The sequence below is a fragment of the Pseudomonas sp. RGM2987 genome, from assembly GCF_022952855.1.
In the GTDB taxonomy this organism is placed as follows: Bacteria; Pseudomonadota; Gammaproteobacteria; order Pseudomonadales; family Pseudomonadaceae; genus Aquipseudomonas.
This window is the reverse complement of the sequence record NZ_JALJDX010000210.1, coordinates 57,544-84,543: the sequence shown is the minus strand read 5'-3', so window position 1 is coordinate 84,543 and position 27,000 is coordinate 57,544. Positions and strand designations below refer to the sequence as shown.

Genomic DNA, 27,000 nt, shown 5'->3' with positions numbered 1-27,000 from the left:
TGGGGCTGCTGCGCAGCCCAGCGGGAGCAAGCTCCCTCGCCACAGGAACTGCATTTTTTCAGAAGCATTTTCGTATACGAAATAACATAGACCGGAGACAACCATGACCAAACGCATCAACTGGAGCGGCGTATTTCCCGCCGTCACCACCCAATTCAACGATGACTTTTCCATCAACCTGGAAAAAACCCACCAGGTTATTTCCAACGTCATCCGTGACGGTGTATCAGGCCTGGTGGTCTGCGGTTCGGTGGGAGAAAACACTTCCCTGAGCGCCGAAGAGAAAATCGCCGTGACCGAAGTCGCGGTAGACGCATCCCGTGGCCGGGTGCCGGTGATCTGCGGGGTGGCCGAGTTCACCAGCGTGCAAGCAGCCAAGGTTGCCAACGCCGTGCGCAAGGTCGGCGTCGACGGGGTGATGCTGATGCCGGCGCTGGTCTACGGTTCCAAGCCGTTCGAAACCGCCGAGCACTTCCGCTACGTGGCCCGGCATGCCGACGTGCCGCTGATGGTCTACAACAACCCGCCGATCTACAAGAACGACGTGACCCCGGACATCCTGATATCCCTGGCCGATTGCGACAACGTGGTGTGCTTCAAGGACTCGTCCGGCGATACCCGGCGCTTCATCGACGTGCGCAATGAAGTGGGCGACCGCTTCGTGCTGTTCGCCGGCCTTGACGACGTGGTCCTGGAAAGCCTCGCCGTCGGCGCCGAAGGCTGGGTGTCGGGCATGTCCAACGTGTTCCCGAAGGAAGGCGAGACCATCTTCCGCCTGGCCCGCGCCGGACGCTTTGCCGAAGCGATGCCGATCTACGAATGGCTGATGCCGATCCTGCACCTGGACGCCCGCGCCGACCTGGTGCAATGCATCAAACTGTGCGAAGCCATCGCCGGCCGCGGCAGCGCCCTCACCCGCCCACCGCGCCTGGCCTTGCCGGAAGAGGACCGGGTGTATGTGGAACAGATCATGGCCAAGGCCATGGCCAATCGGCCGGTGTTGCCGGATGTAGGGCTTTAGGCGTTCCCGGGAATCACTGACTGAACTGGAACCCCATGTGGGAGCGGGCTTGCTCGCGAAAGCGGCCTATCTGATACAACCATGCCGGATGTGCCACCGTCTTCGCGAGCAAGCCCGCTCCCACAAGGGATTTGTTTTGCTGCAAATCCTCCGTACACCCCGCTCCCACAGAGGGATTTGTTTTACTGCAAATCCTGAGTACACCCCGGCCAATGTGGGAGCGGGCTTGCTCGCGAAAGCGGTCTGCCTGAAGCGACTATGCTGGATGTGCCGCCCTCATCGCGAGCAAGCTCGCTCCCACAATGTCTGTGGCGGACAAAACAGGGAGACCGCCCATGAATTACTTCCTGGCCCAGGCCATGAACAACCAATGGGCCAATCACAGGCTGCTCAGCGCCTGCGCGCAACTGAGCGAGGCCGATTATGTGGCCCAACGCACGGGATTCTTCCCGTCCATCCGAGCCACGCTTTGCCACATCCTGGAAGTGGACCGCTATTACCTCACCGCCCTGGAAGGCGACCGGGACGGCCAGATAAAGGATTTCTCCGAGACCCTGGCCTTCGTTCCACTGGTACATAAGCAGACCCAAACCGACCAGCGGCTGGTGGCGTTCTGCGAAGCCCTGCGGGAAGCAGACCTCGCCCGGAACGTCGACCTAGTGCGGGCCGACGGTGTCGTGCGCGAACGAATCGACCGGCTGCTGTTGCACCTGTTCGAACATCAGATTCATCACCGTGGCCAGGTCCATGGCATGCTCAGCGGCACGGATGTCCCGCCACCTCAGCTCGATGAGTTTTTCCTCGACTGTGATCGGCGGTTTCGTGAGAAAGAGGAACAGTCATCGCAGCTCAGCGCTCCATACATCTGGCGTGGCTTTCTATCGGATTGAAGCGATAGCCTGTCGGATTGAAGCAATAGCAGCTTGGAAAAAATGCGATGACCGCTACCGGTCATCGCCAATCGCCCATCCGGGCGCTCTCAGATTCGTGCGGGAGACACGATGATTTTCACGTTGTGCTCCTTGTTATTGACCAGTTCCTCGAAGCCCTGCCCGACGATTTCCTCCAGCTGGATGCGCCCCGTCACCAGCGGCGAGATGTCCAGGCGTCCGTCGGCGATGAAGGCGATCACGTCGGCGAATTCGCCGTTGTAGGCCAGCGCGCCGAGTACCTGCTTCTCGGTGGATACCAGTTCGAAGAAGTTGAACTGGCTGGCCTCCTCGAAAATACCCACCAGCACGCACTTGCCGGCCTTGCGGATCAGGTCGATGGCCAGTTTGGCGGTGTGTTTGTTGCCGATGCATTCGAAGCTGACATCGGCCCCCAGGCCGCCGGTCAGGCGCCGCACTTCGGCCAGGGCGTCGCAGTCGTTCGGATCGATCACATGGCTGGCACCGACTTCCAGGGCCTTGGCCTTGCGCGCACCGGACATTTCCAGGGCGATCACCTGGGCCGCGCCGGCGGCCTTGGCGCACATGATGGTGCACAGGCCAATCGTACCGGCGCCGACCACGACCACGTTCTGGCCCAACAGGCTGCCGGCCTTTTTCACCGCGTGCATGCCCACCGCCAACGGCTCGATCAGCGCTCCAGCCTCCGCCGGAAAACCGGCTGGCAATTTGTAGAGCAGGTTGGCCGGGACGTTGACCAGTTCGGCAAACGCACCGTTGTTCATCAAGCCGGTGAACGCCAGGTTCTCGCAAATGTTGTACAGCCCATGGGTGCAGTAGTAGCAGGTGCCGCAATGCTGGCAGGCGTCAGCCGCCACCGGCTCGCCGACACTGAACCCCTCGACACCGGCGCCCAGCTCGACGATCTCGCCGCAGAACTCATGACCGAGGATGCACTGGCCCTTGATTCCGGTCAGCGGGTGCGGTGCGTCCACTGGAATGAACACCGGCCCGGCCACGTATTCATGCAGGTCGGAGCCGCAGATGCCGCACCACTGCACACGGATCTGCACCCAACCGGCAGGCGGCGAAACGGGCAGTGGCACGTCTTCGACGCGGATGTCATGGCGGCCGTGCCAGACAGCGGCGCGCATGCTGCGGGTAGGCGTGATTGAAACGTTCATAAGGTTGCCTCCAGGAATGTGTAGGGGCGACGAGCCCGCTCGCCGCCCGCTCGATCAGTGCTGCTGGATGAACTCAAGGATCAGCCGATTGACCTGCTCGGCCGCTTCCATCTGCACCATGTGCCCCTGGCCGCAAAGCACCTCGACCCGCGCCGCCAACCCATCGCTGTGGGCCGCCGGAATGATCGCGTCGTCGCTGCCCCAGATCACCAGGGTCGGTACGTGGCCGGCCTGCACCACCTCGCGCAGGTCAATGCGCTGACGGCCATCTGCAAACAAGGTCGCCGCCAACTGGTGGAGAGCCGCGTCCACGCCTTCCAGGCGCTTGTACTTGAGCATGTCGTCGAGCATCTGCCGGGTGACCAGCTCGGCGTTGGAGAACAGCTGCACCAGTTGCGGCTTGAGGGCATTGCGGCTGGCGGCTTCGACGAAGCCGTGCAAGTAGCCGCCATTGATCTCGGGCCCCAGGCCGGCGCTGCCGATCAGGGTCAGGGAACGCACCCGCTGGGGCGTCAGCCGTGCGGTATTCAATGAAACGGCGCCGCCCATGGAATGACCGACCAGATGCGCGACGTTGATATCCAGATGATCGAGCAAGCCCAGCACCACCGCGCTCAGTTCATCCAGGTCACCGCGTTGCAGGGTCTTGCCGGATTCGCCGTGCCCCGGCAAGTCCAGGGCAATGACCCGTCGCCCGGCCGCCAGCGCCTCGTGGTTGAACAGCCAGTTATTCAGATCGCCGCCGAAACCATGCACCAGCACCAGCGGCGTGCCGCCTTCGCCGCGCTCGAAATAGCGGATCACCCGGCCGTCCAGCTCGATTTTCTGTGGCTTGGGGCCGCTGTCTTCATCGGCGCTATCGCCGGGCACAAAGCTGGATTGGAACTGCTCGATCACCGCATCGATCTCGGCGTCGCTGGCCTCGCCTTCCACGACGATCCCCAGCAAGGCGCCGACCGCCAGGGTCTCGTCCTGACGGGCGATCTGCCGACGCAAGACGCCGGAGAACGGCGCTTCGACACTGCTGGAGATCTTGTCGGTCTCCACGTCCATCACTTCGTCGCCCTTGGTGATGGCCTGGCCTTCTTCCTTGAGCCAGGCATCGACCCGGCCTTCGGTCATCGACAGGCCCCACTTGGGCATGGTCAGGATATGAATCTGGCTCATCAGCGCTTGCTCCACTCAATCACGTCGAGCACGGCTTTTTCGATTTTTGCCGCGTCAGGGATGTACAGGTCTTCCAGGGCGTCGGAGAACGGCACCGGTGTGTGTGGCGCGGTGACCATTTCAATCGGCGCCTTGAGCGCGCCAAAGGCTTTCTGCGCCACCAGCGCCGAGACATCGGTGGCCATGGAGCAGCGCGGGTTGGCTTCGTCGATCACCACCAGGCGCCCGGTCTTTTCCACGCTTTCGAGGATGCTGTCCTCGTCCATCGGGCTGGTGGTGCGCAGGTCGATCACTTCGCAATCGATGCCGCGCCCGGCCAGGCTGCGCGCCGCCTCCAGCGCGGTGTTGACCAGTCGTCCATAGGACACGAGCGTCACGTCCTTGCCGTCGCGCAGGAAGTTGGCCTCGCCAAAGGGAATGGTGTAGAGCTCCTCGGGCACCTCGCCCTGCATGCTGTAGAGCAACTTGTGCTCGCAGAAAATCACCGGGTCGTTGTCGCGGATCGCCTGGATCAGCAGGCCTTTGGCGTCATAGGGCGAGGATGGGCAGACCACTTTGAGCCCGGGGATATGCGTCCACAGCGACGTGAGCATCTGAGAGTGCTGGGCCGCCGCGCGCAGGCCGGCGCCGACCATGGTGCGGATCACCAGCGGCGTGACGGCCTTACCGCCGAACATGTAGCGAAACTTCGCCGCCTGGTTGAGAATCTGGTCCAGGCAGCAACCGGCGAAGTCGACGAACATCAGTTCGCACACCGGGCGCACGCCACACGTCGCCGCGCCAACGGCGGCACCGACATAACCGATTTCCGACAACGGCGTATCCAGTACCCTTCCGGGGAACTGATCGTAAAGCCCCTTGGTGACCCCGAGCACACCGCCCCAGGCGTCGTTTTCGCCGGGCGCACCGGCACCGCCCGCCACGTCTTCGCCCATGATGAACACGCTGGAGTCGCGGCGCATTTCCTGGGCCAGGGCTTCGTTGATTGCCTGCTGGTAGCTGATTTTTCTCGCCATGATGAAGGTCTCTTTTCTTGTTTTATGAGGGCGTTCAGGGATAGGAGACGTAGACGTCGGTCAGCAGGTCCGCCGCCGTGGGCTTGGGATCGGACTTGGCCTTGTACACCGCGTTTTCGATCAGCAGCTCCACCTCCTTGTCGATCTGGTCCAGTTGCTCGGCCGAGAGCAAGCCGGCCCGGGTGGTGCGCTCGCGGAACTGCATCAGGCAGTCCTGGTGTTCACGGAAATGCTTGACCTCATCCGGCGCCCGGTAGGTCTGGGCGTCGCCCTCGAAGTGGCCGTAGTAACGGGTCAGCTTGACCTCGATCAGCGACGGTCCCTCCCCGGCCCGGGCGCGTTCGACGGCCGCCCCGGCGGCTTCGTGAACGGCGAAGAAATCGAAACCGTCCACCGTGACGCCCGGCATGCCGAACCCGGCGGCGCGGTCGGCGATGTGGTCGCAGGCCACCGACCAATTGGACGCGGTGGCTTCGGCGTAACCGTTGTTTTCGGCGACGAACAGGCATGGCAGGTTCCACACCGAGGCCATGTTCATGGCTTCGAACACCGCGCCTTCGTTAGAGCCACCGTCGCCGAAGAACACCACGGCGACGCTGTCGGTGCCCTTGAGCCGGGCCGCCAACGCGGCGCCCACCACCAGCGGCGCACCGGCCCCGACAATGCCGTTGGCACCGAGCATGCCTTTCTCAAGGTCGGCGATGTGCATCGAACCGCCCTTGCCCTGGCAAACGCCGGTTTTCTTGCCGTAGATCTCGGCCATCATCCCGTAGACGTCCACGCCCTTGGCGATGCAATGACCGTGGCCACGGTGGTTGGAGGCAATGCAATCGTCATCGCCCAGGTGGGCCATGACGCCTGCGGCTGACGCTTCCTCACCGGCATACAAGTGGACGAAACCGGGAATCTCGCCGGTGGCGAATTCCACGTGCAGGCGCTCTTCGAAGGCACGGATGGTGCGCATCACCTGATAGGCATGCAGCAGTTGATCGTGGGTCAGCGGTGTCGACATTTTTTATTCTCCAGGGGTGTCTTGAAGGTTGAGAGGGTGTTGCGGGTGTTCGCGGCCGATGGCCAGCAAACGCTGTTGCGCGGTGTAGGCCAGCACGGCGTTGACATCGATGCTCAGCGGGCCGCCGGTATCGAGGGTGACCGTGGGCCGGTCCTGCGGGTTGAATTCGATTTCCCGTTCGCCATCCAGCGCCAACGTGCCGCAAGGCAGCGACAGGCCGTGGGCCACATTCGGTTCCAGCGGGCCGGCGGCGAGCACGCCGCAGCCTTGCAACAGGCCGGGGGCCAGCGGGACCAGCAGCGCTTCGGGCGATTGCGGGTCCAGCCGCATCCAGGCGCCGCCCGGTGCCTGGCGCGGCACCGGGAACCACAGGCCGCAGAGCGCCGAAAGGCCAATGGATTGCGGCTCGGCAAAGGTCACGAAGACCTCGGCCAGATCTTGTGCCCGGCTGATCGCTCGGGCGCCGACGAAGCGCAGCGGTGAGACGGCAACGTCCACCAGGGCAACTTCGCGCAAGCCGCGGGCGGCATCGCAAACCAGCAGCCGCTTGTTGCGCCGCAAGCCGATCTGCGCCGGGATCCGGCCGCTGGCATACAACCCGCCCGCCAACCCGGCGCTGGTGGCCTCGCGCAGTTCCGGAAAAGCGTTGTTGGTGCCGGTGGACAGGGTCAGCAACGGGATGTCGCCGACTTCAGCGGCCACCGCTTTATGGGTGCCGTCGCCGCCAAGCACCGCGATCAGCGCCACCTCGCGCTCGGCCATCAAGCGTGCGGCGCTGCGGGTGTCTTCGACGGTCTGGCGCAGCGTCAGGTCGAGGAACTCCAAAGTCGGCCAGTGGCTGCTGCGGGCCTGACGGCTGTGGCTGTTCTTCAACACGGCGGCGGCCATGCCGATCATGTCGGTGGGCAACAGCACGTGTTCGATGCCTGTGGCACCGAAGGCGGCCAGCAAGCGCTGGATCACCGAGACCTTGTCGGTGCTGGAAAACAGCCCGGCATGGGCAGTCAGGCGCCGAACGTCACGCCCCGACGCGGGATTGGCGATGATGCCCACCGTCAGTGGCCGACGGCTCATGGCAGCACCGTGCAGAGCAGGGATAAACCCGGGCGAGCATTCATAAAGACCTCGTTTTTATTATTGGCTGGCCCGTCGCAGGGGCCGAGGGGGATAGAGCAAGGGCGGTGCCAGGTGTTGGCGAAATCCCTGGAAGGTGCAGGCCAGAGCGCCTGCAGCGAAACGTTGGTGACAGCGGGTCGCATCCCTGTGAGACGCGGCATGTCAGCCTGCACGAGCATCCGGCGAGACGCTGAGACGTGGCGTCTCACAAGGGCTTGCGACCGCGCCAGACTTGTTTGCGCCCGGCGCACGGCGCTTAATGTGCGCACAACGACAAGAAGCTGAACCGGAGGCCCGTATGCTTTCCGCTCACTCCCGAGCCCATGTGGATTGCGTCACTCGCGTGGTGAAAAACGCCGACCAGTTGCCGCAGTTGCCGGTGCCGGACCTGATCCTCGATTCCTGGCGCCGCTCCATGGAGCAACACCACCTGGACCCCGGCTCGCTGCAGGGCCCGCGGATCCTGTCCGAGGACGTGCTCAAGCAATGCCGCGAGCGCTCCGAGCTGTTTCTCAATATCGCCAGTGAAGAAGTCGGCCGTCTCCATGGGCGGGTGCGCGATGCCGATTACTGCGTGCTGCTGACCGATGCCCAGGGCCAGACCATCGACTATCGGGTGGAAAGCGCGATTCGCAATGACTGCCGCAAGGCCGGGCTGTACCTGGGTACCTGCTGGTCGGAGGGTGAAGAAGGCACCTGTGGGGTGGCGGCCGTACTCACCGCCAAGGCCCCGGTGACGGTGCACAAGCGCGATCATTTCCGGGCAGCGTTCATCGGCCTGACCTGCTCCGCCGCGCCGGTCTTCGACCCACAAGGGCAATTGCTCGGAGTCCTGGACGTATCAGCGGTGCGCTCGCCGGATGAGCGCCGTTCGCAACATCTGATCCGGCAAATGGTGGTGCAAAGCGCTCGGGAGATCGAACAGGCATTCTTCATGAGCAGCGCCCAGGGCTATTGGGTGCTGCGTGCCCATCGTAATGCCGGCTATGTCGACAGCCAGCCCGATTTCCTGCTGGCCTGGGACGACGACGGTTGCCTGCAAGCCTTGAACCCCGCCGCCCGGCAGTTCCTGTTGCGGCACTACGGCCAGTTGCCGCAACACATCAGCCAGGTGTTCGATCAGCAGCTGCTGCACCGGGCCCGGGACGAACGTCTTTATCCCCTTGATCACGCGCTGCATGGCCGCTTGAGCGCGCCGCGCCATCGGGCCGCGCCGCGCCCCCGGGTGGCAATGGCCCCGGCGGAGCTGGATCCGCGCCTGGCCGACAGCCTGCGCCTGGCTGTGCGGGTCAAGGACCGCAACCTGCCGGTGTTGATCCAGGGTGAAACCGGCGCCGGCAAGGAAGTCTTTGCCCGCCAGCTGCACCAGGCCAGCCAGCGCCGTGACCGGCCTTTTGTAGCGTTGAACTGCGCGGCCATCCCCGAAAGCCTGATCGAGAGCGAGTTGTTTGGCTACGTCGCCGGGGCGTTCACCGGGGCTTCGGCCAAGGGCATGCAGGGCCTGTTGCAGCAGGCCGACGGCGGGACGCTGTTCCTGGATGAAATCGGTGATATGCCGCTGGCGTTGCAGACCCGGCTACTGCGAGTGCTGGCCGAGGGCGAAGTCGCGCCGCTGGGGGCATCGCGACGCAAGGCGGTGGACATCCAGGTGATCTGCGCCACCCACCGCGATCTGGAAACCCTGGTGGCCACCGGCGAGTTTCGCGAGGACTTGTATTTCCGCCTTGGCGGCGCTCGCTTCCAGTTGCCACCGCTGCGTGAGCGCACTGACCGGCTGGCGTTGATCAACCGCATTCTGGCCGAGGAGTCAGCGCTGTGCGGCGCCGCGGTACAGTTGAGCGGCGCGGCCCTGGAGTGCCTGCTCGGTTATTCCTGGCCGGGCAATGTCCGGCAACTGCGCCACGTGTTGCGCTACGCCTGCGCGGTGTGCGAAACCAGCGTGATCCAACTCAGCCACCTGCCCGAGTCGTTGCACAGCGCTGATGTAGCGGTTCTGGCGCCGGAACCGAGCGCCAGCCCGGAACGCCAGGCACTGCTCGATGCCTTGGTGCGCCATCGCTGGAAACCCACCGCCACTGCCCGGGCCCTGGGCATCTCCCGGGCAACCCTGTATCGACGGGTGCATCAGCATGGAATCGAGATGCCGGGCCGCAGCCCGGCCTGAAACGGTCTTCTAGCGCTGCGCCAGCTCATGGCGCACGCACTGTTCGTAGTAGGTCTGCTTGACCGCTGCGGGTTTGAGGCGCGAGGCACTGTTGTAGGTCTGTTCGGTGATGCCCAGGGCCGTCATGCGCATCCAGGGCCTGGGGAACTTGCGTACTTGCAACTTTTTCCGGGCGGCGTAAAGGCTGATCCCGGACAGCTTCGACGCCTGGGCGCCCGCCGCGATGTCCGAACCCCAGCGGCAGACAGATTGCTGGTTCTGCGTCAGCACCTTGGCCTGGGCCTCAAGCGCGACGGTTGTCAGGAGAACTGTCGTTACGACCCACATAGAAACACGCATAGGTTTGTCGTCCAACTTTCTGAAATAAAAGAAGTTTGACGAGGTTCTGAAAAGCAAGGGGCCAGCACGGTCCTGAAATAAAACTGTGGCGAGGGAGCTCGCTCCCGCTGGGCTGCGCAGCGGCCCCATGGATTTGCCTGACACACCCAATTGGGGGCCGCTTCGCGGCCCAGCGGGAGCAAGCTCCCTCGCCACAGGGTTATGGGTTTGCCTTCGCCTCCTGCAACAACTGCTGGATCACCTGCTCCTGTTCACCATAGCGACCTTCGCCAAAGTGGCTGTAGCGCACCTGCCCCTTGGCATCGATGAAGTAATGGGCCGGCCAGTACTGGTTGTCGAAGGCGCGCCAGATCGCGTATTGGTTGTCGATGGCTACCGGGTAGTGAATGTCCAGCTTGCGCACCTGTTCGCGGACGTTGTCGATGATTTTCTCGAAGCCGTACTCCGGCGTGTGGACGCCAACTACCACCAGTCCGTCCTTCTCATATTTCTTCGCCCAATCGTTCACATAGGGCAGCGTGTGCTGGCAGTTGATGCAGTCGTAGGTCCAGAAGTCCACCAGCACCACCTTGCCCCGCAGCGATTCACTGCTCAGCGGCGGCGAGTTCAACCATTGCACCGCGCCGTCCAGCGAAGGCATGGTGCCCTTGGCCTCGAGGGTCGGCATCGAAGCAGCGCTGGCCTTGCTGACTACGTAGTCGATGGCTTTCGGCACCTTCTCCAACAGGCTTTTTTCCAGGCTCGCCGAGCCTTGGGACGAGGTACTTGCCAGCAGGCGATTATCGGCGCCCGTGCCGATTGCCACGGCGGCCAGCAGTACGACGGCGCCGCTGCCACGGCGCAACCAGGTGGTGACCGGCAGCGAGAGTTTCAGGCGCCCTACCAGACCGCGTCCGGCGAGGATCAGCGTACCCAGGGACAAGGCACTGCCCAGCCCGTAGGCCAGCAGCAACAGGCTGGTTCCGGCGCTGGCACCTTGCAGCATGGCGCCGGTCAGGATCACGCCGAGGATCGGCCCGGCGCACGGCGCCCAGAGCAGTCCGGTGGCCACGCCAATCAGCAACGACCCCAGCGGCCCGGCCATTTTCCCGGCACCGGCATCGATGCGATTGCCCAGGCTGACCAACGGCCGCGCCAGCCAGGTCCCGACTTGGCTGAACATCAGCGACAAGGCAAACAACACCATCACCACCAGGGCGACTTGCCGGCCAACGCTGCTGGCGCGCAGCACCCACTCGCTGCTCACTACCGCCAGGCTCGACACCAGGGCAAAGGTCAGCACCATGCCGACCAGGGTCAGGACCACCGAACGGCGCGAGCGATCGGCACGAGCGAACAGGAACGGCACAACCGGGAGAATACAAGGGCTGAGGATCGTCAGGATCCCGCCGAGGAAAGCGATGAGCAGCATGGCATCACCTCGATAATTAATGGATTCGTAAACCCGCGAAGGCTTCTGTGGCGAGGGAGCTTGCTCCCGTTGGGCTGCACAGCAGCCCCAACAACAATCACCTCAATCAATCAGGCATACCGAGGCGGCTGGCTTTGGGGTCGCTTCGCAACCCAGCGGGAGCAAGCTCCCTCGCCACGGGCCCTGACACCTTGGTCTCAGTTGCCGTCACTGCAATTGTCGGCAAGCTTGCGGTAGTCCAGCGCTTGCTGGCGGCCTGCCGAGTCCAGGTAGGTCATGTGGGCGTTGACCACGCCGCAGGCCGGCTCCGGGTCTTCGGAAAGCGAAAGCACCTTCTGGATATCCAGGTGGGTGCCGTAGCGGTAGGTTTGCGCCTGGACATTGCTCTCGGCCCGGGCCGACAGGGTGCAGATGTTCAGCGCGGCGAAAAGGCAAGCGGCGTAGATGGCTTTGGTGTTCATGGCGGTGTCCTCGATTCGTTCAATAGATGGTTTGCTGCCGAGGTCTGCCGTGGCGCCTCGATGGAAGCTATTGAAGGCCCTTGAGGTATCGCGTCTGTATCGAGCCCGCTGGCTTTTTGCATCGCTGTGTATCCGCTACGCGCCAGATACACTGCAATACAAACCGCCGCGAGCCGGGCCGGCCGGGGCCTGTAGACTGACCACAACGAAACGCCAAGAGGGCTGGGCACCATGGATCATGTCGATCACGTGTTGATAGTGGATGACGATCGCGAGATCAGAGAGCTGGTGGGCAACTATCTGAAGAAGAACGGCTTGCGCACCACGGTCGTCGCCGATGGCCGGCAGATGCGCGCGTTCCTGGAAACCACTCCGGTGGACCTGATCGTGCTGGACATCATGATGCCGGGTGACGACGGGCTGGTGCTGTGCCGGGAGCTGCGCGCCGGCAAGCACAAGGCCACCCCGGTGCTGATGCTCACTGCCCGCAACGACGAGACCGACCGCATCATCGGCCTGGAAATGGGCGCCGACGACTACCTGGTCAAGCCCTTCGCCGCCCGTGAACTGCTGGCGCGTATCAACGCAGTGCTGCGGCGTACGCGCATGCTGCCGCCCAACCTGGTGGTCACCGAAAGCGGTCGGCTGCTGGCGTTCGGCCGCTGGCGCCTGGACACGACCGCCCGCCACCTGCTGGACACCGACGGCACCATGGTCGCCCTGAGCGGCGCCGAGTACCGTTTGCTGCGGGTATTCCTCGACCACCCGCAGCGGGTGCTCAACCGTGACCAGTTGCTCAACCTGACCCAGGGCCGCGACGCCGATCTGTTCGACCGTTCCATCGACCTGCTGGTCAGTCGCTTGCGCCAGCGCCTGCTGGATGATGCACGGGAGCCGGCCTACATCAAGACCGTGCGCAGCGAAGGTTATGTATTCTCGCTGCCGGTGGAAATCCTCGAGGCTTCGGTATGAGACTTTCACTGCGCTGGCCGCGCACGCTCGCGTCGAGGCTGTCGCTGATCTTCCTGATCGGCCTGATCCTGGCCCAGGGTTTGTCCTTTGGCGCCCAGTACTACGAGCGCTACCAGACCGCAAAGACCACCATGCTCAGCAACCTGGAGACCGACGTCTCGACCTCCGTCGCCATCCTCGACCATCTGTCTGCCGACAAGCGCCAGGCCTGGCTCCCGAAACTGACCCGGCGCAACTACGGTTACCTGCTCGATAAAGGCCAGCCTGGCCAGCCGATGCTCCCGGACGATGCGCCGGTGTCGGTGAGTTCGATCCAGGAAGCCATCGGCCAGTCCTACGCCCTGACGTTCACTGATATTCCGGGCCCCAAGAAACACTATCAGGCTCATCTGCGCCTGAGCGACGGCAGTCCGCTGACCATCGATGTACGTCCGGAAATGATGCCTCTCTCCCCCTGGCTGCCAGCGGTGTTGCTGGGCCAGTTGGCGCTGTTGATCGGCTGCACCTGGCTGGCCGTACGCATCGCCGTCGGTCCCCTAACCCGCTTGGCCGAGGCAGTGGAAACCCTCGACCCGAACGCCCATAGCGTACGCCTGGAGGAGCAAGGCCCGACCGAAGTGGTGCACGCCGCCAAGGCATTCAATGCCATGCAAGACCGCATCGGCGCTTATCTCAAGGAGCGCATGCAGCTGCTGGCGGCGATTTCCCATGACCTGCAGACGCCCATCACGCGCATGAAGCTGCGCGCCGAGTTCATGGATGAAGGCCTGGAGAAGGACAAGCTGTACAGCGACTTGAGTGAAATGGAGCACCTGGTGCGTGAGGGCGTGGCCTATGCCCGCAGCATCCATGGCGCCACCGAGGCCAGCTGCCGTCTGAACCTGGATGCCTTTCTCGACAGCCTGGTGTTCGACTATCAAGACACTGGCAAGGACGTGCAACTGTGCGGGAAAAACGCGGCGGTGATCGACACCCGCCCCCATGCCTTGCGGCGGGTGCTGGTCAATCTGGTGGATAACGCCTTGAAATTCGCCGGCGCGGCGCAGATCCAGGTGCAACTCGCCGGCAACGGGCAGTTGAGCATCCAGGTACTGGACCGCGGCCCGGGCATCAAGGACCAGGAACTGGCCGAAGTGCTCAAGCCTTTCTATCGGGTGGAAAGCTCGCGCAATCGCGAAACCGGCGGCACCGGCCTGGGGCTGGCGATCGCCCAGCAACTGGCAATCGCCATGGGCGGCGCCTTGACCCTGAGCAACCGCGAAGGCGGCGGACTGTGTGCCGAATTGCGCCTGAGCCGCGGGGCTCACGCAGGCTGATACCCGCTCCCTCAGTGCAATAGCGGTCAGCGTTTACAACAGGCCGGTCTCGCTGGCTTTGGTCACGCCACCGTCAATGCAGCAGGTCGTGCTGGCCTGCTGCTGTTATTGGGTGCCTGGTAAATCCTTGCCTATTACTGGTAGATCGCTAATCCGCGCTTCCAGCTTGCTAGACCTCGTCCAATGAATAGCATGCCACCCCGACTCACGGGCGGCTTGAACATTGGCCTGGGTATCATCTATCAACAGTAATTGCTCTGGTAGAAAGCCGGACAATTCGGTGACCTTTTTATAAAAATCAAGGCTTGGCTTTCGGCAAGCCAGCGCCGCCGAGTAAAAGATGCCGTCGCAGTGGTGATCCAGACCGAGGGACTTCATCAAAAAATGTGCGCGAAGGTGTTCCTGATTGGACGCGAGAAATACTTTCACACCACGACAGCGATGATGGGCCAGATCCGCCAGCAACCCGAGGTTGAGCCGAGCATCATTTTCAAACCAGTAATTCATTAATCGATGCGGGGAAAGGTTCGGCGCAATGTCCGCCAGAAGTTGGCCGGACGGTTACCTTTCGGTGCCTTGCTACCCGCTATTGCGCTCAGGAATGTGCCTATAGAAATCCTGGGCGATCTTTGAATGCTTTGCGTGAGGGCGCAAGCGCCCTCACTCCATTACCTGGCTGCTACCCAGGCTTGTGGTTATCCAGTACGCGATTGACCGCTAACTCACTCAACATGATGACCCGTTGCAGCACCAGCATCGTTTGGCGTCGTGGGCTGTCGGTCAACTCGGCGAGATCGTTGACCAACACACTGGCGGATGCCAGGGATTCGCATGCCTCGACGAGCAACGTTTCGTCATCCACCGCTGCGTCGATGGTGAAGATAGCGCTGGGTTTGCGGGGCGGTATCTGCGTTTTCGTCGCCCCCGGGTTGAGGTAGAAGTTGAGTGCGCGGTCGGCCGCCTCTTTTAGTTTCTGAGGATCGAGAGAGGCGTCGAAGGGTACCGGACCGATGTCCGGGGGGTTGGGAGTTACTTTGAACATATGTCTAATTCCGTAGGTTGGGCCGCAACCGTTCCCTACTAAAAGAAGGGTGGCGGCAGTACGCAGGTTAGTAGACCGGAGGAATTAGCAAGGCCGGCGCGCCCGAGAGCGCCCTGCGCACAACCGCCATTAAATGCAGGAATGGATATCCTGACTGAATGGTACCTATGCACCTCTAAAACCATCCGGGCTACTAAACCCGACCACTGATGGGCAGTGGCAGGCAAACGATAGAGCCCGGTGGAAAAGCGCACAAGCCGGCGGATTCTGACGCACGCGTAAGGAAGGACGCAAGGTTTCGTAGCCTTTCGGACGTAACGCTGAGTGTCATTAAACAGATGCGCCCGGCACATGTTTATTTGCACCCCGTAAGGATGCAATGTCGCTCTATAAATTCCTGAGGCCACCTGGTGTTTCGATACAGGCAACCAAGCGTGACGTCTCAAGGCTATCGCATCGATGAAGCCGAGCCGGCCCGGAAAAATTCATGGCATCGAGCAGGTGGCTGATCCTCTCGGGAGCAGGATGGAAAATATCGAGCATCTGCAATGAGCAACCTTTGTCTTCAAGCATCGTTGCAGGGTGCGCCGGCTGTCCCCATTGAATCAGGCTGGGGGCGGCGCCCTCCAAAGGCAATCCACCGTCCGCTGGAATCGTAATTTCCCAGCACAACTCACCTCGGGTCATCGGCTGTGGTTGGCCGACGATCTCTGCGAACCTCGGGTCAAGCGATTTCAGGGTGTCGGCTTTAGCAACCCAATGGGCCAGCCGAGCAGACGCGTTGTCGGGTAGCCGGTCCAAGGCAAACCAGCGAGGCCGCTCTACCGGAGGGGCCGTCGGGTTGATAGCGATCACTTCCAGATAGAAACTCGTCCCCAGTCGCAGCAGTGTGTTGTGGGTTCCCATAAGCGGATGACAGCCACCTTGTTGAAGTTCCACACCCAATCGTTGACTCACGAAGCGGCCACCCGCGTCCAACGTCGGCGCCACGATGACTAAATGATCCAGTGAAGTCTGCATAACGGCTCCAACGGCCAGAGGAGATGAAGTGGCTTTTTTATTTGAGCTGATACCAAGCGCCTACAGAGGCAAACCCTAATCGTAGCGCAGCGTTTCAGGCTTAAATCCCTGCCCGCAATTCACGTGGCGACAGACCATAGTGTGAGCGAAAGCGCACCGCAAAACGTGAGGCCGAGGCGTAACCGCAGGCGCCGGCAATTTCTCCAATAGGACGAGTAGTTGTCTGCAACCATTGCAACGCTGTTGCCAGTCGAACGCTCTCCAGAATGCTTCTGAAACTGTCCCCCTCATTCGACAACTGGCGACGCAACGTCGACTCGCCCAGATTCAGACGTTGTGCAACGCTCGCAACCGTCCAGTCTCTCTCCGGGCTGCCCATGACGATCTGCTGCACACGTTCACAAATTGGATCGTTGCGCCCCATCAGCAGAGGCCCGACCTGGCCGGCAAGGCACAGGCTCAGAAGAATCGCTTCCCCATAGAGCGCACGTAATGCGTCCGGGGAGTTTGCATGGATCGCGGCCAACAACTGATCCCAAGCCTGTGTTGTGTGCCGGTCCAGAGGGACGCATAGATCGGTGTTCAGTACAGCATGCCGGCTCATGATCTGCTGACTATATCGGGTGCTGAAGTTACGCAATGTCGAAGTGGGAAAGGTGACTGCATCGGCGACGTAGTGACCGTTATGTCCGGGGAAGTTCGAGATACCAAGCTCGCGCCCGGCCGGCATCAGAATCAGATGCTGCGGCCCGGCGCGCATCTCCCGATCATCCCACTGCAACAGTTTTCCCCCTTGCCGCACTCGGCACACGGTGGTCACGAACACCGGCACTCTTGGCAAGATCAGTGGCTGTCGCGCCCGTATGACACACGCATCGATAATATTTTCCCGGTGCTGTATGCCGTCACAAGGGCGCATCGTTCTTAACGTCCGTAAGTTGGAGTAATGCTCGCTTTGGCCAGGGCGTTGGCGTTGAGCATGTACCCAACCAAGGCGCCGCTGGCCTCACTGTCGAGTGGCAGTTTATCTACTTTCAATGCCCATACGGTGAATTGATATCGATGGGGTTTATCCCCTACAGGTGGGCAAGCCCCGCCAAATCCCGGTTGGCCATAATCGGTTCGCCCCTGTACTGCACCGGCAGGCAGCTTCGCTCCCACGTCTCTTGGCAAACTATGGATAGAAGCCGGCAGGTTAACCACCGTCCAGTGCCACCAACCGCTGCCGGTCGGTGCATCGGGATCATAAACCGTGATCGCGTAGCTTCTAGTTCCTGCGGGAGCGTTTGCCCAGGAAAGCTCAGGAGAAGTGTTGCCACCTTCACAACCGAAGCCTTGGAACACTTCGCGCTGGGTCAGCGGGCGATTGTCGGCAATATCCTGGCTGGTCAGTGAGAAATCGGCGGCATATCCACTGAGTGCTACCGCCATGGAAAGTGCAGGCAGGGCTAATCTGATCTTCATCGCGACTCCATCGGGTCTTTAAGTAGAGTTGGAGTCTAAGTTGAACAAAGAGTGGCTACTGTGCCGGAATGCTCGCTGGAAGTGCCGAAATGCTCGATTGTTTGGCCGCTCCAAGCGCTCCGGGAACACACCTTCCAAGCTCCAGCGTCAAGGGCGATGGTGTCCGCTTATTGAAGTGGACACCCGTTCTAGCCTTTTAAGCGAGTCTTTCCATGCAGCCACATCAGAAATCAACGGTGGCCGACACTTTAAGCGTGCGCGGTGCACCTTGGGTCAGATAGCCGCCGTTGGCCGAGGCCCAGTAGTTCTCGTCGGCGACGTTTTCCAGCATCGCGTTGAAGGTCAGTGCGCGGCCCTCCATTTTCGTCCGATAGCGCGCGCCCAGGTCGACGCGGGTCCAGGCGGGGATGCTGTATTCGTTGGCGCTGTCCACGAACTGGCCGCCGGTGCGCAGTAGCAGGCCGTTCAGGGTCACCCCGGGCAAGCCGGGCACATCCCAGTCGGCGCCCAGATTGAACTGGAATTGCGGCACCCCCACCGCTTGGTTGCCATCGTCGCGACCGCCAGCGGTGCCGCGCAGCTCGGCTTTGGTCCAGGTGGCGCCGCTCAGCAGGCGCAGGCCGTCCAGCGGCTCGCCGAACAGGCTCAGCTCCACGCCGCGATTGCGCTGCTCGGCATCCACCCGGTAGTAGCCGTCGCCGCCGAGCACGCCCTGTGGCTGTTCGATGCGGAATAGGCTGAGGCTACCGCCGAAGGTGCCCCAGTCGAGCTTGGCGCCCACCTCAGTCTGCTTAGAGCGATAGGGCGCGAACATCTCGCCGTTGTTGAGCGCGGCGACCGGCGCGGTCGGACCCTGCTGCAGAGACTCGACGCGGTTGGCATAGAGCGACAGGTACTCGGTGGGCTTGATCACGAGACCATAGGCCGGCGTGGTAATGCTTTCCTGATAGTTGGCGGTGCGGGCACCGCTGGCCGCGCTCCAGGCATCGGAGCCGATGGACTGGCGGCGCACGCCCAGGGTCAACAGCACACGATCATCGAGAAAACCCAGGGTGTCGGACACCGCCAGGCTGCGGTTCTGCACCTTGGCGACGGTGTCCGGGTCGTGGATATCGCCGGAAACGCTGGTGGCCGGCGGCTCGGCGACGGGCTGGCCCTCGTACAGATTACCGAAGCCGCGACTGCCCGCCGCGGTGGACTCGAACGCGTTGCGCTTCTCCTGCCAGATGCCGTTGGCGGCTAGGTTGATGTGGTGGCTGACCGGCCCGGTCATGAGTTCGCCGCGCAGCCCCGTGACGGCGCTCAGGGTCTCCTGGTCCAACGGCGAATAGAGCCGGCCGATACGTGCGTCGCCATTCGCGCCGTAGACGTAGTTGGAGGCGTAGACACCGTTCTCCCGCGTGTATTTTCCGCCTGCGCTCAGGTAGGCGGTCCAGGTGGGCGACAGGTCGTATTCGGCGCTGAACATGCCATAGGTGTCTTCGAGCTGCGACCAGCTCCAGGGTTGCGCGTAGTTATGGTTGGAGTCGGGTGCCGACGGCGTCTTGCCGTTGAGTGTACTGGTGGGCCCCGTCGTGGTCAGGTAGACCACCGAGCGGCCCTCATTGACCCGTTGCTTCTGGTAACCGAGATCCGCAGACAGTCGCAGACGATCATCGCGGTAGTCCAGACCGAGGGTGGCCAGACTGAAGCGCGAGTGCTCACCGTCCACCGCTGTCTCACCCTCGCGCTGGGCCAGGTTCACCCTCACGCCAAAGCGGTTGTCCTCGCCGAAGCGCTGGCCCAGGTCGAGATGCCCACCTACCCGGTTGTCGCTGGAATAGTCCAGGGTGGCGCTGCGCGTGGGGGTGTCCTCGGCACGCTTGGAGACCACGTTGATCGCCCCGCCGACACCGCTGCCCGACGGCGATACGCCGTTGACAAAGGCGTTGGCCCCCTTGAACACCTCGACCCGCTCGACCGACTCGGTGGAGATGATCTGTCGCGGCAGAATGCCGTACAACCCGTTGAAGGCAATATCGTCGCTGAACAGCTGGAACCCGCGTACGACGAACACCTGGGAGAAGTTGCCGAAGCCGAACGACTGACGCACGCCAGGATCGCTGGCCAGCACATCGGCCAGGGTCTGCGCCTGGCGCTTTTCTATCAGCTCGGAGGTGTAGCTGGAGAAGGCGAAAGGCACATCCTGCATGTCCTGGTTGCCCAGCACGCCGATGCGGGCACCGCGCGCCGCCTCCCCACCGGCGTATTCGGCCGGCAGGTCGACACGGTCTTCGGCAATCCCACTGATGTTGATCGAACCCAGTTCCAGCACGCCCTGCTCGGGCAGCGGCACCAGGGTGAAGGTGCCGTCGTTGCCGGTCTGGAAGGTCAGGCCGCTGCCCTCCAACAACCGCTGCAAGCCGTCGACCACCGAATAATCGCCCTTGAGCGCCGGCACCACGCCGCTGCCACGGGTCAGGCCGGCGTCATAGAGCAGGCGCACGTCGGCCTGCTCGGCGAAATCGGTGAGCGCCGCGTCAAGCTGCTGGGCAGGCACGTCGAGCTCGACGGCTTGCGCCTGTGCAGCAGTCATGGCCAGGGGTAGAACGGCTAGCGCCGCGAGGAAGGAAGTCGACCGCATGCTGATGTCCTTGGCTATCAATACGAAGAAGTCGCATTTGCAGGAACGGAAGACGAAGGCGGCGATGATTTCTGAACCATCGTCGCCTGAATATTTTCTTTTTTTGAAGTACAGGCGTGGCGCGGATCTCAGCGGCGTGACGTAACCAGAATCAACCCCGGCAGGCGCACCAGACGCACAGGCAAGGTGTTTTCCACAGCACGCAATACCGCCTGCGGATCGTCAAGGGCGAATACACCGGTCACCTGTAGCCCGCGAGCGGCTTCGTCGACAAACAGCACCCGGGCAGACTGGCTGCGCTCAAGCTCGACGAACACCTGCTCCAGCGGTCGGTCGCGGAAGACGAGCTTGCCGCGCTGCCAACCCAAGCGCTGACGCGCATCCAGTGCCTGCGGCGCCTGTAGCTCGCCGCCGCGCCACCGCACCTGCTGCCCGCCGACCACCGCCAGCGGCTGGCGCCCCTCGCTGGAGGCCAACACTCGGCCCTCGCTTACCGCGAGGTCGACACCGCCCTCCTCCAGACGCACATCAAAGCGCGTGCCGGTGACGCGTATGCGCGCTTCGCCGGCACTGACAATGAACGGTCGAGCCGGGTCATGGGCTACCTGGAAATCCGCCTCGCCGCGGTACAGCCTGACCTCGCGGCGACCGTCGACAAACCGCCAATCCAGCGCCGAATCGCCGTTGAGCGTCAACAGCGAACCATCGGCCAGACGCAACTCGCGCACCTCGCCCGGCTGGGTGCTGATATCGGCATACAGGCCGATCCAGGTGCCGCGCGGTAGCCACAGGGCGAGCAACAGCATCGCGGCGCAGGCCAGCGGAGCCGCCCAACGTCGATGGCGACGCATCACGCGTACCTGAGGCGGCTGGGCCGGACGCTCTATCTGGCCGAGCAACGACCACAGCCCTTCCACCTCACGCAACGCCTGCTCGTGCTCGGGCGCTGCATCGCGCCAGGCTTGCGCGGCATTGCGATCGGCAGCGGTGGCGCGGCCAGAATGCAGCAGCACCTGCCATTGCCGGGCCTGATCGAGAAGCGAAGGTTGAGTCACGGCTGCGGGTCCATCTGCTGCTGGCAGTGTTCGAGGGCCTTGAGGATATAGCGTCCGGCCATGCTTTCCGAGACACCCAGGCGCTCGCCGATTTCACGTTGGGTCAGCCCGTCCAGGCGATTCCACAGCAACGCCTGGCGCAGATGCGGTGGCAAACCCTGGACGACGCGCTGCAGTTGCTCCAGGCGCTGGGCGTCGCTTGCCGCACGCTCCGGACCCGGCTGGGCACTGACCAATTCGATGGATATCTGCTCCTCGAGGGGGCGCGTTTTTTGCTGACGGCGGTAGTCAATGATCAGGTTGCGCGCGATGCGATAGAGGAAGGCACGAAGATTGCCGATCTCCTCCCCGGACCCGCGCCGGCGAAAGCGCAACCAAGTCTCCTGGCGCAGGTCGGCCGCCAATTCTTCGCACTTCACCTGCCGCGTGAGGAAGCGCAGCAGTTCGCTGGAATGGTTCTCGAACTGGCCGTCGGCGGAATGAGGATCGGGTGGCCGGGACACGCAAATGACTCAAACGAGGAAGAAACGCGAGACTATATCAAGTGATAATCACTTTCAATTAGTCACGCGCCAGGACTTGGCTGATGACTTCATCCCAAGATGGCGTTGAAGGGAACAGCTCAATCAGAAATGCAATGAATGCCTTTACGTTGGGGCTTCCTCGACGACTTTGCGGCCATAAAGCAGTGATGACGAACCGTTCCACGGTGAACTGTGGGAGGATCGGCACCAGTTCTCCCCGACGCACATAAGGCGCGGCCACATAATGCGGTGTGATGCCGATACCGCCTCCTGCGGCAAGTACCGCCGCTACCGCATCGCTGACATCAACGGTAAACGCTGAATCTGGCGCCAGCTCAAGCTGCTTGTTATCCGTCTCATAAGGCCATCTCAAACTCTGCCCCGTGCTCTGGTAGCGAAAATTCACGCATTCATGGCCCGCAAGATCTTCCGCCGTTACAGGGATGCCTTTGCGCTGGAGGTAGCGAGGTGATGCAAACGCACCGATTCGGTGGGGTCCCAGAGGCCGCGAAACCAGACGCGAATCGGCAACGGAGCCGTCACTTTCAGGACGCCGCAGGGCTCGGCTCGGGAAGCGACTGCTGCCTGATCAATGTCTTCGACTTCTCGCAGAATCCGCAGCGCACGTTTGCCGGCACCGTGCTGGCGGCTGATCTCGACTACCTGCACCGCGCCTTCGATGAACGCATCTGGGCGTCGATCAATGCGATTCGCGTGCTTGGTGAAAGGCTGGCAAAAGACGGCTCGATCACGTTCATTTCCGGCTCCCTGGCAGATCGACCGAACGCTTACGGCACCGCCGTGCTCGCCGCCGCATCGGCGGCGATGGAAGCACCGGCTCGCGCTCTGGCGCTGGAACTGGCACCGGTGCGTGTCAACACACCTCGGCTATGCTACCGACGATCTCACCCAGCGTCCGGGTGGCGTCGAAGCCTGCTTCGAGACCCTCAGCACACTGACAGACCAGGGCACACCGGCAATCGTCCACCTGGATACCGTGCAACAACTGGGCTACTTCGTCGAACTGGCTGACCGCGCGCTGGCTGACAGACTCTCCAGCTGGATCGACTCTGCCAGCAGCGAATCGATCACGACCTGAAGTAAATCCACAGGGGTGTACATCCCCGCCACTGACCTGAGGAGCAATCATGTCCATGCAAGGCAAAGTCGCCATCGTCACCGGTGCCAGCGGAGGTATTGGCCTGGCAATCGCCCAACGTTACGCCCGGGAAGGCGCCAAGGTAATACTCTGCGATATACAGGCCGAACAGGGCCGGCTCGAAGCGCAAAGAATAGTCGCCGAGGGCTACCAGGCCTGGTTCATCCACTGCGATGCCGCCGACGAAACCCAGGTCGAAAGCTTGGTAGACAGGGCCGAGCAATTGGCGGGGCCTATCGACATTGCAGTATGTTCGGCCGGCATCACAGGCCCGAGCAACGCCTTCCACATCAGCGAAACGGCAGACTTCAAGAACGTCTTGGGCGTGAACCTGATTGGCCCTTACCTCGTCGGAAAGTTCGTCGCGCAGCGAATGCTTGCCACTGAGCGTCGCGGGACGATCATCCACATATCCTCAGTGGGTGCCGTACTGGGTGTCGCCGAATCCTTTGCCTACTGTGTGAGCAAGGCCGGTCTCGGCATGCTGACCAAAACCATGGCGCTGGCCATGGCTCCGCACGGGATTCGGGTCAATGCCATTGGTCCCGGTCCGACTGACTCCCCGTTGACGGAACATCTGGATGAAAACGCGCGCCAAATCATGCTCTCGCGAACACCGATGGGGCGATTCGGCGAGCCATCCGAAATTGCAGGCATCGCCGTCTTCCTGGCCGGCCCGGATGCCAGCTACATCACTGGCCAGACCCTGTATGCCGATGGCGGTCGGCTGGCGTTGAACTATGTCGTCGGGTCTGTTGCCAACGCCCGCACGACCTAAATGTGGCGCACCTGGAGCGTCGGACTCAGCCCAAGCCGTGTTTGGTTTGTTCCCTTGTGGCCTCGAAGCGCAGTCAGCAATGAGACTCGCAAACGCTGTACAACTCATTGAAATAACTTGCCATGGAGCTGTTGGACACCGCCCTCCCTGGAACTGACATCAACGACAACAACCTGCATTGACCTGACGTGATAGTCCACGGCCACACTGAAAGGCTGGCCGCTTTATGTTTCTTCATCGTAAAAGGCGATGCGAAGGCCAGGCCTGTCCTTGGAAACAAGAATGTTGATGCGATAGCTTCGCCAGCAGCCCTGTGCATCGCGCAGCGTAATGTCCGTATCGCCGATCGGGAGGATTTCAGGATCATCCCACCACTCCATCGTTTGTGGGACGGCTTGAAGAACCTCGTTGAGGATGGACTTCAGAACCGGACTCTTCCCTCCCGTCAGATAGTCATGGCGCGCCTTGAGCAGTACCAGCCTCGCGGCGAACTGCCAGTCTTGAATCTTCTGCCGGTAGTGGTCGGAAAAGAAGACGATGCGCAGCATATTCGGGCGCGGCAACGTGAAGTCTTCAAACAGGATCCTTGCCGCTTCGTTATGGGCCAGCACGTCCCAAGAGCTGTCCATTATGTAGGCGGCTTGATCGAGAGCATTGATCATCGTTACCAGTGACTGAGGAAGCTCGGCACTGTCAGCCCCATCCGCAAATGTCTCACGGCCCGCCAGCGCAAAAAGGTGCTCCCGTTCGGCTCGGTCAAGGCGAAGCCCTCGCGCCAATCGCTGGAGGAAGTCGTCCGATACCGCTATGTCGCGTCCCTGCTCGAACCAGGTGTACCAGGTCAAGCCGACACCCGCCAACGCGGCGACTTCCTCACGTCGTAGGCCTGTGGTTCGACGGCGGCGTCCCTGCGGCAGGCCAAGCGATTCTGGAGACGTACGCTCGCGACACTGGCGGATGAAGTCCGACAGCGCCTGCCTGGCCGGCACGCGCGTTAATCGATCAGCCGTCACTTCACACCTCGCAAAAGCATTACTTTAGTAACAGCATAAATACCCCATTGTAACAGGATATATTGCGAGTAATCTCCGGGGCTCGAAGTGAACGAAAAGCAAAACTCGGGAGGTTGGATCGTATGCTGCTCTACCAATTTCAAAAGGGGACGAATCCGCGGCGCGTCATCATCTACCTGAACGAAAAGGGAATAGACGTTCCACGATATGAACTTGATTACGCGGGAGGCGAGCACAAGTCACACGAATACCTCGCAATCAATCCCAGCGGACGAGCCCCGACACTTGTCACGGATGAGGGTGCGGCGATCACCGACTCCGCCGCCATCGTCGAGTATCTGGAGGAGCTGTATCCCGACATGCCAATGATTGGGACGGATGCCATTTCCCGATCAGAAATCAGGTCGCTTGAACGCCTGGGCACTGATCTGGTGGTCCGGTCCCAGCTTTGGCTATGGAACGTTACTCAATCCTTTCCTGCCAAGGAACCCTCCCCGTCAGCGCAGGTGGCTGACAAGCTCTTTGGGTACGTCACCGAAATATTGGATGTCCTGGAGACGAAGCTCGGAGATAAAGAGTTTCTGGCAGGAGCCAGTCCTACGATCGCTGACTGTACGGTGTTTTCAATTTTCCAAACGTGCCGGGAGAGGTTCGACCAAGCCTTCGGTGCCGATCATCCGCGCCTTGACGCCTGGTACAAGAGTTTTCGCCAGCGGCCTAGCGCCGAGTACTAGGAGACCAGTGATTTGAACACGCCCAAGTCCATGACCTGCCATTCAAAGTGTCTGAAAGCAAGCGACGGCCCCGTCTTCGTTCCGATCAGGCCATCCAAAGTCAGAATGGCAATTGTAATGATGGTATTCGTGTACCCCATCGTGACACTTTTGCTTTACGCATTGAGCTCGCTGGCTGACAAATGGGCGGTGTGGCATCGAACACTGGTTCTAACGCCAATCACAGTAAGCCTCATTGTCTTTGTCGTGAGCCCGTTGGCAGCAAAACACTTGGATTGGTTCCTGCGCCCTCGCTCAACGCCTGGAGAAAGCCACTGATCGGATGCCTGCCTGGCTACGCAAACCCACTTCGATGGATGCCTGCATGCCGGTGGACTCCAGTTGCGCGCGCCACTGTTGGTAATCGGATTAAAAGTGACTACCCTCTGCGCGAACACCCACCCATGGTTCAAGGTTCGACATGATCAGAGAATTGAAGACCTTCATCTGCGTTGCGCAACGGGGAACGTTCGCAGCGGCGGGCCAGCAGGTTGGGCTGACTCAGTCTGCGGTCAGCGCACAGATCAAAAGTCTTGAGGACACATTGGGCGTCAAACTGTTCGATCGCACCGGTCGCTCAGCCACGCTTAATTCAGCGGGCCAACGTGCGATCCCGTTGGCAGAAGAAATCCTCCAGCTTTTTCTTCGAATGGGGGCCGCCGACAGCGGCAATGACTTTCATGGGGCACTGCGTATTGGCGCGATCGGCACGGTTCAGACCGGCCTCCTCCCCCAGGCGCTGGTGGCCTTGAAATCACAAGCCCCCTTTATCGAAACCAACCTTGTACCGGGTGTGTCTTTGAACCTGCTCAGCCAAGTGGACGCCGGCGAGCTGGACTTGGCCATCATGATCAAACCGCCGTTTTCCCTTCCCAAGGATTTGCATGCCGAAGTCATCGCGCGCGAGGCGTTCGTATTGATCGCGTCCAAAGATGTGCAGGGTGACGACCCGCTGGCGATTCTCGCCGAACAGCCCTTTGTGCGGTATGACCGAGGATCGTTTGGGGGGCGCCTGGTCACCCAGTTTCTCAAACAGCAAAAAATACATGTGCACCAGGCTCTGGAGCTCGATGAACTGGATGCCATTGTGAAAATGGTGCGCAGTGGCCTGGGTGTTTCACTGGTCCCCAAGGCGGGTTTATGGCTCGAACATGCCGAAGAAGTCAGGGTGCTGGAATTGCGCAAACTCACTTTTTTCAGGGAGATCGTACTGGTCTCGAAATATCGGCAAAAGCATTCTCCGCTGTTCAATATCTTCCGGGCCTGCCTTTTTGAGGCGCTGTGATTCCCGTCCAGGGCATGCCTGCATCGGAAAACAATCGTCGTTGCGCGAGCTTTCCAATCCGAAAGCGAACCGTTGTGGTGCGACACGAACAACTATGGTGCAAAAGCCTAAATAACAGCGTGAACCATCAAAATTATTCGTGCTCAGGACACAGAATTTCCGCTTTTACCCACGGGGTTTCCGGATAAGAATTGA

General features: G+C 61.6%; 28 protein-coding genes. 10 read left to right on the top strand and 18 right to left on the bottom strand.

The window, feature by feature from the left end:
• Positions 1-103: 103 nt before the first annotated feature.
• Positions 104-1,021: a dihydrodipicolinate synthase family protein gene (locus tag RGM2987_RS19285; RefSeq protein ID WP_245144301.1), complete on the top strand. Its 918-nt coding sequence runs from the start codon at positions 104-106 to the stop codon at positions 1,019-1,021.
• A gap of 335 nt (positions 1,022-1,356) precedes the next feature.
• Positions 1,357-1,911: a DinB family protein gene (locus RGM2987_RS19280; protein ID WP_245144299.1), complete on the top strand. Its 555-nt coding sequence runs from the start codon at positions 1,357-1,359 to the stop codon at positions 1,909-1,911.
• A gap of 89 nt (positions 1,912-2,000) precedes the next feature.
• Here the strand turns inward: RGM2987_RS19280 and RGM2987_RS19275 are convergent, their stop codons facing one another.
• The 5 genes from RGM2987_RS19275 to RGM2987_RS19255 all read right to left on the bottom strand — a co-directional run bounded on the left by RGM2987_RS19275 (position 2,001) and on the right by RGM2987_RS19255 (position 7,364).
• Positions 2,001-3,065 (bottom strand): 2,3-butanediol dehydrogenase, encoded by a 1,065-nt coding sequence (locus tag RGM2987_RS19275; RefSeq protein WP_245144307.1) that lies wholly within the window; start codon positions 3,063-3,065, stop codon positions 2,001-2,003.
• A gap of 84 nt (positions 3,066-3,149) precedes the next feature.
• The gene (locus RGM2987_RS19270; RefSeq protein ID WP_245144297.1) at positions 3,150-4,262 is read right to left on the bottom strand and encodes an acetoin dehydrogenase dihydrolipoyllysine-residue acetyltransferase subunit; all 1,113 of its coding nucleotides are present in this window, start codon (positions 4,260-4,262) and stop codon (positions 3,150-3,152) included.
• A complete protein-coding gene (locus tag RGM2987_RS19265; RefSeq protein ID WP_245144295.1) occupies positions 4,262-5,278 on the bottom strand; it encodes an alpha-ketoacid dehydrogenase subunit beta in 1,017 nt (338 codons plus the stop codon). Before RGM2987_RS19265 ends, RGM2987_RS19270 begins: the two co-directional genes overlap by 1 nt.
• 34 nt (positions 5,279-5,312) lie before the next feature.
• Positions 5,313-6,290 (bottom strand): thiamine pyrophosphate-dependent dehydrogenase E1 component subunit alpha, encoded by a 978-nt coding sequence (locus RGM2987_RS19260; protein ID WP_245144293.1) that lies wholly within the window; start codon positions 6,288-6,290, stop codon positions 5,313-5,315.
• A 3-nt stretch (positions 6,291-6,293) separates the two neighbouring features.
• Complete coding sequence (locus RGM2987_RS19255) at positions 6,294-7,364, bottom strand: NAD(+)/NADH kinase (protein ID WP_245144291.1); 1,071 nt, start codon at positions 7,362-7,364, stop codon at positions 6,294-6,296.
• A 340-nt stretch (positions 7,365-7,704) separates the two neighbouring features.
• Here RGM2987_RS19255 and RGM2987_RS19250 point away from each other — a divergent pair, with 340 nt between their 5' ends.
• The gene (locus RGM2987_RS19250) at positions 7,705-9,570 is read left to right on the top strand and encodes a sigma-54-dependent Fis family transcriptional regulator (protein ID WP_245144289.1); all 1,866 of its coding nucleotides are present in this window, start codon (positions 7,705-7,707) and stop codon (positions 9,568-9,570) included.
• A gap of 9 nt (positions 9,571-9,579) precedes the next feature.
• Here RGM2987_RS19250 and RGM2987_RS19245 read toward each other — a convergent pair whose 3' ends face one another.
• The 3 genes from RGM2987_RS19245 to RGM2987_RS19235 all read right to left on the bottom strand — a co-directional run bounded on the left by RGM2987_RS19245 (position 9,580) and on the right by RGM2987_RS19235 (position 11,781).
• The gene (locus RGM2987_RS19245; protein WP_245144287.1) at positions 9,580-9,909 is read right to left on the bottom strand and encodes a hypothetical protein; all 330 of its coding nucleotides are present in this window, start codon (positions 9,907-9,909) and stop codon (positions 9,580-9,582) included.
• A gap of 199 nt (positions 9,910-10,108) precedes the next feature.
• Positions 10,109-11,320 (bottom strand): cytochrome c biogenesis protein DipZ, encoded by a 1,212-nt coding sequence (locus RGM2987_RS19240; protein ID WP_245144285.1) that lies wholly within the window; start codon positions 11,318-11,320, stop codon positions 10,109-10,111.
• 197 nt (positions 11,321-11,517) lie between these two features.
• Positions 11,518-11,781: a DUF2790 domain-containing protein gene (locus RGM2987_RS19235; protein WP_245144283.1), complete on the bottom strand. Its 264-nt coding sequence runs from the start codon at positions 11,779-11,781 to the stop codon at positions 11,518-11,520.
• Between the two features lie 231 nt (positions 11,782-12,012).
• On the opposite strand from RGM2987_RS19235, the gene RGM2987_RS19230 reads away from it, so the two are divergent.
• A complete protein-coding gene (locus RGM2987_RS19230; RefSeq protein ID WP_003202589.1) occupies positions 12,013-12,753 on the top strand; it encodes a response regulator in 741 nt (246 codons plus the stop codon).
• Positions 12,750-14,069: an ATP-binding protein gene (locus RGM2987_RS19225; protein ID WP_245144280.1), complete on the top strand. Its 1,320-nt coding sequence runs from the start codon at positions 12,750-12,752 to the stop codon at positions 14,067-14,069. The genes RGM2987_RS19230 and RGM2987_RS19225 overlap by 4 nt, the downstream gene beginning before the upstream one ends.
• A 105-nt stretch (positions 14,070-14,174) precedes the next feature.
• Here the strand turns inward: RGM2987_RS19225 and RGM2987_RS19220 are convergent, their stop codons facing one another.
• The 6 genes from RGM2987_RS19220 to RGM2987_RS19195 form a co-directional block, all read right to left on the bottom strand.
• Complete coding sequence (locus RGM2987_RS19220; protein ID WP_245144278.1) at positions 14,175-14,576, bottom strand: HAD-IA family hydrolase; 402 nt, start codon at positions 14,574-14,576, stop codon at positions 14,175-14,177.
• A 172-nt stretch (positions 14,577-14,748) separates the two neighbouring features.
• Positions 14,749-15,111, bottom strand: coding sequence for a hypothetical protein (locus RGM2987_RS19215; protein WP_245144276.1), 363 nt, complete (start codon positions 15,109-15,111; stop codon positions 14,749-14,751).
• Positions 15,112-15,498: 387 nt separating this feature from the next.
• The gene (locus tag RGM2987_RS19210; protein ID WP_245144275.1) at positions 15,499-16,131 is read right to left on the bottom strand and encodes a VOC family protein; all 633 of its coding nucleotides are present in this window, start codon (positions 16,129-16,131) and stop codon (positions 15,499-15,501) included.
• A gap of 100 nt (positions 16,132-16,231) precedes the next feature.
• Entirely contained in the window at positions 16,232-17,050 is an 819-nt protein-coding gene (locus RGM2987_RS19205; protein ID WP_245144274.1) for a helix-turn-helix transcriptional regulator, read from the bottom strand.
• Between the two features lie 5 nt (positions 17,051-17,055).
• Positions 17,056-17,595, bottom strand: a complete 540-nt coding sequence (locus RGM2987_RS19200; protein ID WP_245144273.1) for a kinase inhibitor — start codon at positions 17,593-17,595, stop codon at positions 17,056-17,058.
• A 223-nt stretch (positions 17,596-17,818) separates the two neighbouring features.
• Positions 17,819-20,218, bottom strand: a complete 2,400-nt coding sequence (locus RGM2987_RS19195; RefSeq protein WP_245144272.1) for a TonB-dependent receptor — start codon at positions 20,216-20,218, stop codon at positions 17,819-17,821.
• Here RGM2987_RS19195 and RGM2987_RS19190 point away from each other — a divergent pair.
• The gene (locus tag RGM2987_RS19190; RefSeq protein WP_245144270.1) at positions 20,217-20,363 is read left to right on the top strand and encodes a hypothetical protein; all 147 of its coding nucleotides are present in this window, start codon (positions 20,217-20,219) and stop codon (positions 20,361-20,363) included. The genes RGM2987_RS19195 and RGM2987_RS19190 overlap by 2 nt on opposite strands.
• Here the strand turns inward: RGM2987_RS19190 and RGM2987_RS19185 are convergent.
• From RGM2987_RS19185 to RGM2987_RS19175, 3 genes are read right to left on the bottom strand one after another with little or no spacing between them, the layout of a single operon-like run.
• Positions 20,347-21,273, bottom strand: a complete 927-nt coding sequence (locus tag RGM2987_RS19185; RefSeq protein WP_245144268.1) for a FecR family protein — start codon at positions 21,271-21,273, stop codon at positions 20,347-20,349. The genes RGM2987_RS19190 and RGM2987_RS19185 overlap by 17 nt on opposite strands.
• On the bottom strand, positions 21,270-21,776 hold the full coding sequence (locus RGM2987_RS19180) for an RNA polymerase sigma factor (RefSeq protein WP_245144267.1): 507 nt from the start codon (positions 21,774-21,776) through the stop codon (positions 21,270-21,272). The genes RGM2987_RS19185 and RGM2987_RS19180 overlap by 4 nt, the downstream gene beginning before the upstream one ends.
• 58 nt (positions 21,777-21,834) lie before the next feature.
• Positions 21,835-22,284 (bottom strand): LysR substrate-binding domain-containing protein, encoded by a 450-nt coding sequence (locus RGM2987_RS19175; protein ID WP_245144305.1) that lies wholly within the window; start codon positions 22,282-22,284, stop codon positions 21,835-21,837.
• Positions 22,285-22,668: 384 nt separating this feature from the next.
• Between RGM2987_RS19175 and RGM2987_RS19170 the strand changes: the two genes are divergently transcribed.
• Both RGM2987_RS19170 and RGM2987_RS19165 read left to right on the top strand, forming a co-directional pair.
• Positions 22,669-22,896: a hypothetical protein gene (locus RGM2987_RS19170; RefSeq protein ID WP_245144266.1), complete on the top strand. Its 228-nt coding sequence runs from the start codon at positions 22,669-22,671 to the stop codon at positions 22,894-22,896.
• Positions 22,897-22,945: 49 nt separating this feature from the next.
• The gene (locus RGM2987_RS19165) at positions 22,946-23,734 is read left to right on the top strand and encodes an SDR family NAD(P)-dependent oxidoreductase (protein ID WP_245144265.1); all 789 of its coding nucleotides are present in this window, start codon (positions 22,946-22,948) and stop codon (positions 23,732-23,734) included.
• 224 nt (positions 23,735-23,958) lie between these two features.
• On the opposite strand, the gene RGM2987_RS19160 is transcribed toward RGM2987_RS19165, so the two are convergent.
• Positions 23,959-24,747: a helix-turn-helix domain-containing protein gene (locus RGM2987_RS19160; RefSeq protein ID WP_245144263.1), complete on the bottom strand. Its 789-nt coding sequence runs from the start codon at positions 24,745-24,747 to the stop codon at positions 23,959-23,961.
• A gap of 122 nt (positions 24,748-24,869) precedes the next feature.
• Here RGM2987_RS19160 and RGM2987_RS19155 point away from each other — a divergent pair, with 122 nt between their 5' ends.
• Positions 24,870-25,481, top strand: coding sequence for a glutathione S-transferase N-terminal domain-containing protein (locus RGM2987_RS19155; protein ID WP_245144261.1), 612 nt, complete (start codon positions 24,870-24,872; stop codon positions 25,479-25,481).
• Between the two features lie 460 nt (positions 25,482-25,941).
• On the top strand, positions 25,942-26,805 hold the full coding sequence (locus tag RGM2987_RS19150) for a LysR family transcriptional regulator (RefSeq protein WP_245144257.1): 864 nt from the start codon (positions 25,942-25,944) through the stop codon (positions 26,803-26,805).
• Positions 26,806-27,000: the final 195 nt, after the last annotated feature.